Genomic DNA, 10,259 nt, shown 5'->3' on the forward strand with positions numbered 1-10,259 from the left:
GTTCTCGTTTTGACAAATTGGCCAGGAACTTCTTGAGTTTTCTCTATCTCGTCAGTGCTCTCTTTTGGCTCAAATGAAAGATCAACACAACCTAGCTGAAGTGGCTCTTGCAGGTTTAGAGTGGCGATTGACTTGTAGTTGTGGCCATACTGGAGGGATGGCGTAAAGAACTGTAACCTCAGCAGTACACCAGAGTCATCTTGAAGTGCAGTGATGAAGTGCAGTGAAATAGTGCAGTAAAATTGTCTCTAAGGCGTTCTTTGTTCTTTGTGTTGGTTCTAGCTCCCCTTTCTCCTTAAAAAAAGAGGAGTTGTGAGTGAGAGAAAACCTACCCAAACATTACCTATGGTCAAAACAATCTTCAAGACAATCTCCTCTTCCACCCTGGGGTCGATGATGTTGCCTTTCTCCTGCCGCCAGCTTTGGATAACTGCCTTTCCCGCGTTGGCTGGAGTTACGGTGGCTATTGGCGGTCTTGGGGCGGGAGGATCCCTGTGGCAGGCAGGAGCAGCAGGTTTGGCTACGGGGATGACAGGCTATGTGGCTTCTGCTCTATCTGGAAGCGAGGCCAAAGCCAAAATCCAGCTTCTGCAGCACCTCGAAAATCGACAGAAGCAAAACGAAATCACTCCTTCAGACCTACAGCAACTGCAAAGCGAACTGGCCAACCTGCGTGCTGCCCTTGAAGATTGGGCAAAAGTCCAGCAGAAGGGGGTGGCTGCTGCCCAACCTTATGATGAGGCTCGTTCGCAAGCTCAAACTCCTCAGCTTCATTTTGAAACAGAGATCCAGATCCAATCTCAAGAAGAACGACTTCCTCAGTTACGCGCAGAAGAGCAAAGTCTGAAAGCCTCGATTGGAGATTTACAAGCCAAGAAAAAAAGGCCCATTCAGTCCCTCAAAGAGGGCATAGCCAAGGTAGAACAACTCCAATCAAAACAGAATCTCCTGAAGCAGGATACTGCCCGCTTAACCCAGGCTTGTCGGTCAACAGGCTCTAGTAACTCCATTAAACGGTCACCTATGCCCGCGAAAGGATCTTCAGACGTATCTCTTGGCTCGGCCCGCATGACCAAAACTGCCGCCGGCGTCGCATGGGCCGACAAATATGACGAAGTCTTTGCAACCCTCGAGGAGCGAATCGACAACCTGGAAGATAGCACCAGAGCAATGGCAGAACTGGCATCGATGGAAGGCAACGGTAGCCGGTAGGGGCAGACATCCCATCCCAATAGCACCGAAACGGTTCACAGCTCTGGCTCGCCAAAGCCCCGCAGAGGGTGAGCGTGTTCTGAGGGGATCAAGCCCTTAGCCTGCACCAATACTCCAAAGCCCCCCAACCCCATGGGATCCAGCAGCGCGTGAAGAGCATGTCGCCGCCGCAAAACCTGGCCCACATCCACAGCTTCGCCATCAACCGGGTTCCCCATTTGGCTAAGGGCGGCCAGCCGCTCGGTCAATCCCAGGTTGACCAAAAAGTTGCTCTGCCGGGTGAACCCCAGACATTTTAGCCCCAGAGATTCTCCCACCTGCTCTAGGGTGGTAAAGTCCACATGAGCGGTGAGATCCTGGGATCCCACCCGAACATAGGGGTCCGTATAGCTGCCGTGCTGTCGATAGGCCAGGAGCGTACCTTGGGCGCGGTGGGGGCTGTAGTAGCGCTGGGCGGTGTGGCCATAATCGATGGTGAGCACGTAGCCTCGCCGGAGCTTGCGAGCCAGGAGCTGCAGCCACTCCAAGGCTTTTAGGTTCACCTCGGTTTGGTAGCCCGACGGATAGGTTTCTACAGGGATCCCCAGACGGGCGAAGTACTCTCTTAGCTCAGGGGTGGACAGATCCCCCAGCACTTCCCGGAAGTTGGCTTCTGCAGCCTCGCTGCAATCGACATAGATTTCCCGCAAAGCCCCATCCTGCACCTGCACCCGATGCACCGGAAAAGCATCCACCAGCTCATTGGAGAAGAAACAGCCTGTGACCGACTCATCCGGGAGCCCGTCCCAATCCAACCAGCGCACCTTCTCCCCAAAAGGGGCCAACCGCTCCTGTTGGAGCCGCCGCAGGTGGGCAGAACGCTCCAGGATCCCATATTCCAGTGCCTGCCAAAAAGGGGGGTTAGCGGAGCGCACGTAGGTCAGCCAATCCTGGGCCAAGCGACCGCTGCCTGCCCCCATCTCGATCACCTTGAAGTCAGGGGGGGATCCCAAAATGTGCCAGAACTGGTGGATTTGCTCCGCCAACAGTTGGGCAAAGTCCGCCGCCAGGTGGGGAGAGGTGAGGTAGTCGGGGCCAATCGGGGATCCCTGCTCGTAATAGCCCAACCCTGGCTCGTAGAGAGCCCACTCCATAAACTGGGCAAAGGTCACCGGCCCTTGAGCGCGAATGCGGCTGAAAATCAACTCCCGCAACTTCTGCGTAGCCTGAGGTGTCGATAGAGAAAGACTCGGGTCGCGTAGGTGTTGCTCAGGAGCGATCACAGGTGAGGATTCCAGGGATCCAGACTCACTCAACTTACTTGTTCAGGGGACGACGCCAATTTTGGCGAAACTGACGGTTTGAGACCAACAACACAGGCCAGAGGGCCGATACCAGCCACTTCCCGGAGCCCGAATAGATGCGATCCGCCTTGCGGGCCGAGTACCAAACTCCTCCTGCGTAGATTGCCAAGAGCAAAAAAGGCCACATCTCAACCCATCCTATTCAACGCTGCTCACCGAGTCAGGGATCCCCAATCAGTAGGCATCCTGCAGCTCATAGAAGTCAGGCGTGATGTAGTCCTTGCGCAGGGGCCACCCTATCCAGTCTTCCGGCATTAAAATCCGCTTCAGGTTCGGGTGTCCCTCGAAAACAATGCCGTACATGTCGTAGGTTTCCCGTTCCTGCCAATCCGCCGACTTCCAAATCCAGTATACGGAAGGCAGCCGTGGATCCTGGCGAGGCAACTTCACCTGTAGCCGCACCTCCCGAGGGCGATCCGCCCCCTCCGACAGCTGGATCAGGTGGTAAAGGCTGACCAGTGGCTGCCCTGCCCCCAGGTCATATCCGCACTGGCACTCCAGGTAGTTAAAGCCGTAGGCATAGAGGGCGGTACACAAGGGTAGGAGAAAGTCCCGCTCCACCTCCAACAGCTCTACCCCCGCTGCGTCTCTCCCCAAATACTGGTGCTCGAAGCCGTTGTCGGCCAGAAACTGGGAAACCGGGCCCCGCTCCAACGTCACCAAGGGTTCCGACTGCTCGCCTGCGGATGGCGGCGCTTGTTTTTCCTGGGCATTCTCCTCTGCCATCTCACACTCCTCCCTGCAAGGCTTTGAGCTGCTGTTCCGCCCGCTTAAAGTCGGCGGTTTGCAAGGCCGGGGGCACCGGCAGGCCGATGGCCGCAGCCAGCTCTGGCGGGGGAGCTTGGCGGGTCTCGCTCTCCAGATACTTGCCGGTGATGATCTCCGGCACAGGCTTGAGGTTGTGCTTAACCGTGTAGTAGCGGTGGGTTTGTTGCAGACGGCCCCGCTCCCGCATGTCCTCAGCGGCGATCTTCTTGCGCAGCTTGACAATGGCATCCATGATCGCCTCTGGACGAGGGGGGCAGCCAGGAATGTACACATCCACCGGGATCAGCTTGTCCACCCCCCGCACTGCCGTGTAGGAATCGGAGCTGAACATGCCACCGCTGATGGTGCAGGCCCCCATGGCGATCACGTACTTCGGCTCAGCCATTTGCTGGTAAAGCTTGACCAACGCCGGCGCCATTTTCATGGTGACCGTACCTGCCGTGATGATCAAATCAGCCGTGCGCGGCGAAGAACGAGGCAGCAGGCCAAAGCGGTCGAAGTCAAAGCGGGACCCCAGCATGGCAGCAAACTCGATGAAGCAGCAGGCAGTGCCGTAGAGCAGCGGCCAGAGGCTGGACATCTTAGCCCAGTTGTACAGGTCGTTCACCGTCGTCAGAACGACGTTGTTGGAGAGGTCGGTAGTCACCTGGGGGGCAGCCCCCGGAAACAAGACTTGCGATTTCTCAGACGTCATGACCATTCCAATGCTCCTTTTCTCCAGGCGTACACAAGACCCACCACAAGGATGGCGATGAAAATCAAGGCCTCCACAAAGGCCAACAGCCCCAAGCGGTGAAACGCCACTGCCCAGGGATAGAGGAACACCGTCTCTACATCGAAAATGACGAAGACCAGTGCGAACATGTAGTAGCGAATGTTGAACTGGATCCAGGCTTGCCCAAACGGCTCCATGCCCGACTCGTAAGTGCTGCGCCGCAGGGATCCCCGCCGCTTTGGCGCCAAGAGTGCGGAAGCCCCCAGAGCCAAAACCGGCAGCAGAGAGCAGACGATTAGAAAAACCAGCAAATACTCGTAGCCGGACAGAACAAACACGACGCCAGACTGCCTCAGTTGCTCAACATTTAGATACGTTTCCAGTATAGAGCCAGTCTGGGGCTCCCCTGCGCCACGGGATCTTCAGTTCTATTGATGATCATGATTGTTGGGAGCGGCGTTTTTCCAGCCAGCCCCACACTCCGCTCACCACCGCCCCGGCCATCAGGATCCCCAAAGCCGGCTGAAACAAAGGCAGCCAGAGCCGCATCCAAAGTTTGTAGCCCAGTGGGATCCCAAGAAAAGCCCCGGTTACGGAAAAGACAAACCAGACAAACCCGGCGAACACCAGAAAGACAACGGCAATCAGGAAGTTATCCAGCCAGCGCTTGAGGTCAGAGGAAACCATAGGGATTGAGGCAGAACAGCTTGAAGTAGACCCAGAGGCAATCTGGGAACCGAACCTTTTGGGCCGCTAATGCCGATATCTCAGCATCTTTCACCCAGACAGACTGCCGGAATAAGTTCAACAGACAGGGTAGCTTACCCCAGCACTTGGTGAAGATCCCACGTGCACCTTTTTGGGTAGAGTAAGCTGTGCCGGCCCGCTGCTGACCCGCTGTGAACACAACCCAAAACCACGGTAGCGCCAGTAGGATTCCCCAGCCAGCCTGCTAACAATAAGTGAGATTTCCCTTCTGCCGCTTGGTCAGCTCAGGTTGAAGATTCTCCCCAAATGGCTGCACCGGTTGTTGACTTGTCAAGATATAGTGGTAAAAATCTGCTTATACACAATATGTAGCGTTAAGCCGATGTCCATCTCCTCTGGCTCTTCTTTTGCAGACCGCTTGCGATGGGTGATTGGCGATGAAGCCGTCTATGCGTTTGGGCGACGGGCCGGAATTAGCGATACGGCCTTGCGCAGCTACCTGAAGGGATCCGTGCCCGGCATTGATAAGGCCGTGAAAATTGCCCAAGTGGGCCAGGTCAACCTCAATTGGCTGATTACAGGGGAGGGATCCCCGCAGTTGCATCCCGACGCGAAAGCAGAGTATGTGTATGTGCCTTTTGTCGATGTGGCCGCCTCTGCCGGAGCGGGGGTGTTGGTGCGCGAAGAATCGATCGAATCGGTGATTGCTTTTGAGCGAAACTGGCTGCGGACGCACTTGAAGGGAAACCCTGCCGATCTAAGTCTGATTCGGGTGCAGGGGGATAGCATGTCTCCCACGTTGGAGGATGGCGACTGGATCTTTGTGGAGCGGCAAGAGGGTGGAGACCTGGGCTGTGAAGGCATTTACGTCTTTCAGATGGATGGAGATCTGTTGGTCAAACGGCTGCAGCGCCTGCCTGGGTCCCAGGTGAAGGTGATCAGCGACAATCCCCGCTTTCCCCCCTTTGTGGCGGATTTGGCGGATCCCATCAACGGCCTAACCCTCATAGGGCGTTATCGAGGTCGCATCAGTTTTGATTAGCCTCCCACAGCAGATGGCGGGAAGTGGCAGTTGGACCGACCGAGAATCCCCTTGGCGAGATCGGGTCGCCGGTTAGGATGGGTCTTGAGGGTTGAGTTGAGAGGAGTTCCTGCTCCTTGCCTGCGCCCATCCAGCCGGAGCATGACTCTAGTCAATAATAAGCTCAACTATACTGAAAATTGTATAATATGTTCAGTACGGATTACTACCAGTTGATCTTTCTGTTTACTTTCGAGTCTGCCAACATGGTAGCCAAAGCAAAGCAGAAAATTGGTAGTAAGACGACACGGAAACTGCGCTTTGGGTATTCTACTCAAAGCTTTGCGGGATACCGCCATTCTGGTTGGAAACAAACAGAATGCTATCGCTGCATAGTTGAACAGTGATGTTCAGCAGTGTTCAGCGTAAATGTATCAGGTTTGCCTGCAATGGCTCGTTCGTCCCAGCTCCTAACAGTCGCTCTCCATTCCCTAAGCGGGATCCTCTTGGTCAGCAGCGGGATCTGGGTTGGGATGGTGCTTCCCCAGCAGGCTCAGCCTCAGCCCCAGCCGGAGACCAACATCTCTCCCACTCAACCCGCTTCTCCCACACCACCGATCCTGCCCACCTTGGCCCCGCCCCAGGCCAATCCTCCGGTGGCCAGCCCAACAGCCAATGCAGATCCAAATGCAGATCCAGAGGAAAATCATGAGAGCCCCACGGATCTGGAAGGGGAGATCCGGGAGATCCGCCAGCAGGTGATCCAGCTCTTGATCAGAATTGAGGAATTGGAGTCGCGGCTGCAACGGCTGCGTTCTCAAACAGCCCCTGAGCCTGTCAGGGAATCTTCCACTGCTGCTGAGATCGCTCCAGGGGCAGAAAGCGCCTCTGCGCCCACCCCGGCTCCGACCACAACGCCAACCTCCTTTCAGGTGGGAACCCAAACCATCAGCCTGCCGGGCGATTTGCTGTTCGATTTTGACAAAGCCGAGATTCGACCTGAAGCAGCCTCGCTGTTGGCCCAGGTGGCCAAGTCCTTGGAAGCTATGCCCGGCGCCCGCGTTCAAGTGAATGGCCACACCGATAACATCGGGCCCTTAAACTACAACTTGGCCCTTTCTCTGCGCCGCGCCAATGCGGTTAAGGACTATTTGACGAAGCTGCTGCCGGAAGGCCATCCCATCAGTTGGACAACCTCTGGCTTTGGTCCCACCTTGCCCGTTGCCGATAACGACACAGAAGCCGGACGGCAGCGGAACCGCCGTGTGGATTTGGTCATCGCTCCCTAGCTACCCCCCCAAAGTGGGGGATGACACGTTCTAGCAGGGCTCTGGTCTAGAATCTGGTAGGGTCAATCCGGCCAGGATTGATGGGTGCAGGTTAAATCCTCATCGTTGGGGTTCGGTTTTGAACGCGGCAGGGATCCCTCTGGATAAGAGGCAAACGTTTGCGCTGAGGGTTGACACAACCCTGGACGCGCTTGACCAGGTTTTGACCTGGTTTGAGTCTTTCCGAAATGCGGGCATCCCGGATCCCATTTGGGCGGGATGTCAGTTGGCTTTGGTAGAGGGGTTTACCAACGCCGTTCGCCACGCCCACCGCGCTCTGCCGGAAAGTACGCCCATCGACATTGAGCTGCTGCTGATGCCGCAAGGGCTGGAGTTGCGCATCTGGGATCAGGGGCAGGAGTTTGATCTGGAGGGATTTGCCCGGAACGTGTCGGATCCCACATCGCCCAACGCCAATCTTGAGTCCGAGGGGGGACGGGGTATTTTGCTGATGAAAGCTCTCTCTACTCACCTCAGCTACAGCCGCCAAGCGGATGGTCGCAACTGCCTGGTGATCGGCAAGCGCTTCGACGATCCTGGATCTCGCCCGCGTCTGTCGGTGCCGGGCTTAGGCGAGCAGACCACCGCTTAACTTGCGAATGGCCGAGCTGGCCACATCGCTGTAGCGCAGTTCACCGGCCAAGATCTGGCCCATGCGCCGAGTGGCTCCCGGTCGTTTGACGCCCACCCTGTAGCCCACGCCCGGAAAGCGATAGAACAACGCCGCAATCCGCTTAGCCCAGCGCATTTCTGAGCCCCATTCCTGCTGCACGCGGGCAGAGTAGTTCGCCAGAGCTTCTGTATCCCCGCCTAGAGCTTGATCGATGGCCTGGGCCGCCAACATGCCGGTGAGAAGGGAAGGGCGGATCCCTTCAGCGGTAAACGGATCGATAACGCAGGCGGCATCTCCCACCAAGAGGGCATTTTGGGTGTGAAGCGGTTGATCTTCGTCCCAGAGGCAGATGGGATGGCCAAACGGCTTGACCGACTTCAAGTCTACGCCAAAGCTTTGGGCATATTGGGCGGCAATTTCCCGCAGGTTTTGTTTTTCTCCACCCCGAAAGGTGCCGGCTCCAATCGAGTAGCCATCAGCCTTGGGGAAGTTCCAAATGTAGCCATTGCTGACGGCGCCGAAGTCAAAATGGGCGGCTGCAGTTTGCGGCTGCAGGAGAGGCACTTCTGCTTCCAAGGCGGCAGCCAAGCGACGGCGGCGTTCCTGAAAGCCCAGCCACTTGGCCATTGAGCCTTTTGCCCCATCGGCCCCAATCACGTACCGACCCCAGACCGGGCCGGCGGTTGTCATCACTTGCCAGCGGTCGCTTTGCCACTCGAGGCCAGAGACAGGGCATTCTGCCTGGAGCGCTGCCCCTTGCTTTTGCGCCTGCTGAATCAGGTAGTGGTCGAAAACATCCCGCCGCACCATCCAAACGGGCTCTTTCAAATCCAAATCGACCACCACCGGATCGCCGCCGCGCCAGGTGTAGCGGATTTGCCGGATCTTGAGGGAAATGGCGGGGCCAAAGTCGAAGTCAAACCAAGCCGCCACCATAGGAGAAACGCCGCCCCCACAGGGTTTGTAGCGGGGCAAGGGATCCTTTTCCAGAACCAGCACCGAGCGTCCCCGCTTGGCCAGATGGTAGGCGGCAGATCCTCCAGCAGGGCCGGCGCCGACGATGACACAGTCGTAGAGTTGCGGCATGGTTTTCGATACTCCAGGCCCCCCCATCCTGGGTTTTGCTCACCAGCTTCTAGCCTATTATGGCTGCAGCGAATTGCCTGCACGTTGCTTGCCTTTTTGTCGGGAAGACCATGCGAATTCGCTGGCAGCGCCTTGCCAACCAGCCCTCAGCTTGCTACTGTGCCGCCTGCGGAAAGCGTTTTGCGGGCGGGAAGCGAGTTCGTTGCCTTTTCAACGATAGGGGTCTGAATCTCGGCCCTATTTGCCCAGAGTGCTTTGCCCTTCCCCCAGTTCAGTTGCGAGAACAAATCCGCCGCTACGCCTATTTGATGCGCCTAAATCGTCTGCGGCATCCCGGCAGCCAAGACCACGCCCATCATCTGGAACAAGCGGCCCGGGAGCGCTCCATTCGGTATCCGGGCCTGTGGGGCTGGCTGCGGCAGTGGTGGTAGCGTTGGCAAGGGGATTGGGCATTCTGGAAAAGATGCAGGAAAATCAGGAGAGGTTGCCTTCGGGATCCCAGACCCGTTGGCTTGTTTGCTCTCGTTGGTTGAGGAGCCCCCATGCACGACCTGGACAGTTTGCCAGAACCGGTAGCCGATGCCTTGATCAAAAGCCTGCTTACGGACGTGGAGCGGCTGATCAACCAGCACGGACTGTCAGAGGTTCTGGTGGGGTTGGCCATGTATTGCAACGTGCAGTTCAAGGCCAAGTTCAATAAGCCCAACCGCACGGAGAAGGATGAGGAGTTGGGGTTTTATTTCCGCGACGCCGCCAAAGCTCTAGAGGTGGCTGCCAGCCTCACCTATCGCACCATCGACCGCTCTCAATCTGCCCGGCCCAGCACCTAGCCACTGGGATCCCTTTTTGGCCTCCACCCCCAAGCCCCTCTCCCAGGGGGAGAGGGGGGCAGGCATTTAACCAGCAAACCGTTTCACCGCAATGGGAAGGGAAGGAACGCGGCATCTTGGGGTGGCAAGGGATCCCCCTGGGTTTTTATGCTGGTGGGCAACAAGTTGCATTGAGGCTGAGCGTGAGAATCGTCTGGGAACGCAGCATTTACGGGGGCAATGGCCGAGTGCCCTGCATTATCTGTGGGGGATGGGCCAACCCCATCCAGAAAAAAGGGCACCAAGTGTTGCTGGCGGTGGTCTACAACGACCGCGGGCAAATCTACGGGGAAGTCTGCCGCAGTTGTCTCAGTTTGGGGGCCAAAGGCATCAAAGAGTGCCTGCAAGAGCGGATTGCCCGCCTGCGCAAACAACTGGAAGATTTGGAAGAGCTGGAGCAGGGAGAGGTGCAACTGCCTACATTGGAGCAGGAGTTGAGCGCCTATTTGGATTGAGGACTACACCCCTCTGAAAAACTTACGAAACCCCAATAGGAGGTGACGTCTGATACATTTACGCTGAACACTGCTGAACATCACTGTTCAACTATGCAGCGATAGCATTCTGTTTGTTTCCAAACAGAATGGCGGTATCCC

At 56.8% G+C, this 10,259-nt stretch carries 14 protein-coding genes; 7 read left to right on the forward strand and 7 right to left on the reverse strand.

The genetic code is table 11. The features are described from left to right. The first annotated feature begins 345 nt into the window (after positions 1 to 345). Entirely contained in the window at positions 346 to 1,212 is an 867-nt protein-coding gene (locus tag ACVWXE_RS13680) for a hypothetical protein (protein WP_457490574.1), read from the forward strand. A 35-nt stretch (positions 1,213 to 1,247) separates the two neighbouring features. On the opposite strand, the gene ACVWXE_RS13685 is transcribed toward ACVWXE_RS13680, so the two are convergent. From ACVWXE_RS13685 to ACVWXE_RS13710, 6 genes are all read right to left on the reverse strand, one after another. After that, entirely contained in the window at positions 1,248 to 2,474 is a 1,227-nt protein-coding gene (locus tag ACVWXE_RS13685) for a class I SAM-dependent methyltransferase (RefSeq protein WP_457490575.1), read from the reverse strand. Between the two features lie 34 nt (positions 2,475 to 2,508). Further along, positions 2,509 to 2,682 (reverse strand): hypothetical protein, encoded by a 174-nt coding sequence (locus ACVWXE_RS13690; protein WP_414418256.1) that lies wholly within the window; start codon positions 2,680 to 2,682, stop codon positions 2,509 to 2,511. 47 nt (positions 2,683 to 2,729) lie between these two features. Further along, positions 2,730 to 3,281, reverse strand: coding sequence for an NAD(P)H-quinone oxidoreductase subunit J (locus ACVWXE_RS13695; RefSeq protein WP_457490576.1), 552 nt, complete (start codon positions 3,279 to 3,281; stop codon positions 2,730 to 2,732). Position 3,282: 1 nt separating this feature from the next. Next, positions 3,283 to 4,017, reverse strand: a complete 735-nt coding sequence (locus ACVWXE_RS13700; protein ID WP_457384275.1) for an NADH dehydrogenase subunit K — start codon at positions 4,015 to 4,017, stop codon at positions 3,283 to 3,285. After that, positions 4,014 to 4,376 (reverse strand): photosynthetic/respiratory NAD(P)H-quinone oxidoreductase subunit C, encoded by a 363-nt coding sequence (ndhC, locus tag ACVWXE_RS13705; RefSeq protein WP_414424565.1) that lies wholly within the window; start codon positions 4,374 to 4,376, stop codon positions 4,014 to 4,016. The genes ACVWXE_RS13700 and ndhC overlap by 4 nt, the downstream gene beginning before the upstream one ends. A 100-nt stretch (positions 4,377 to 4,476) precedes the next feature. Then, positions 4,477 to 4,725 (reverse strand): hypothetical protein, encoded by a 249-nt coding sequence (locus ACVWXE_RS13710; RefSeq protein ID WP_011433899.1) that lies wholly within the window; start codon positions 4,723 to 4,725, stop codon positions 4,477 to 4,479. Positions 4,726 to 5,128: 403 nt separating this feature from the next. Here ACVWXE_RS13710 and ACVWXE_RS13715 point away from each other — a divergent pair, with 403 nt between their 5' ends. From ACVWXE_RS13715 to ACVWXE_RS13725, 3 genes are all read left to right on the forward strand, one after another. Beyond that, complete coding sequence (locus ACVWXE_RS13715; protein ID WP_414418074.1) at positions 5,129 to 5,788, forward strand: XRE family transcriptional regulator; 660 nt, start codon at positions 5,129 to 5,131, stop codon at positions 5,786 to 5,788. 428 nt (positions 5,789 to 6,216) lie between these two features. Next, positions 6,217 to 7,056 carry an OmpA family protein gene (locus tag ACVWXE_RS13720; RefSeq protein ID WP_457384247.1) on the forward strand — a complete coding sequence of 280 codons (840 nt, stop codon included), beginning with the start codon at positions 6,217 to 6,219 and terminating at the stop codon, positions 7,054 to 7,056. Positions 7,057 to 7,174: 118 nt separating this feature from the next. Next, positions 7,175 to 7,687 (forward strand): ATP-binding protein, encoded by a 513-nt coding sequence (locus ACVWXE_RS13725; RefSeq protein ID WP_457490577.1) that lies wholly within the window; start codon positions 7,175 to 7,177, stop codon positions 7,685 to 7,687. Here ACVWXE_RS13725 and ACVWXE_RS13730 read toward each other — a convergent pair. After that, a complete protein-coding gene (locus ACVWXE_RS13730) occupies positions 7,664 to 8,794 on the reverse strand; it encodes a geranylgeranyl reductase family protein (protein WP_011433895.1) in 1,131 nt (376 codons plus the stop codon). The genes ACVWXE_RS13725 and ACVWXE_RS13730 overlap by 24 nt on opposite strands. Before the next feature lie 110 nt (positions 8,795 to 8,904). On the opposite strand from ACVWXE_RS13730, the gene ACVWXE_RS13735 reads away from it, so the two are divergent. The 3 genes from ACVWXE_RS13735 to ACVWXE_RS13745 all read left to right on the forward strand — a co-directional run bounded on the left by ACVWXE_RS13735 (position 8,905) and on the right by ACVWXE_RS13745 (position 10,118). Then, a complete protein-coding gene (locus ACVWXE_RS13735; protein WP_457384249.1) occupies positions 8,905 to 9,225 on the forward strand; it encodes a hypothetical protein in 321 nt (106 codons plus the stop codon). 111 nt (positions 9,226 to 9,336) lie between these two features. Further along, positions 9,337 to 9,624, forward strand: coding sequence for a hypothetical protein (locus ACVWXE_RS13740; protein ID WP_011433893.1), 288 nt, complete (start codon positions 9,337 to 9,339; stop codon positions 9,622 to 9,624). A gap of 182 nt (positions 9,625 to 9,806) precedes the next feature. Continuing rightward, positions 9,807 to 10,118 (forward strand): hypothetical protein, encoded by a 312-nt coding sequence (locus ACVWXE_RS13745; protein WP_414331199.1) that lies wholly within the window; start codon positions 9,807 to 9,809, stop codon positions 10,116 to 10,118. The last annotated feature ends 141 nt before the right edge of the window (positions 10,119 to 10,259 follow it).

It is taken from the genome of Thermostichus sp. MS-CIW-41 (assembly GCF_054058915.1).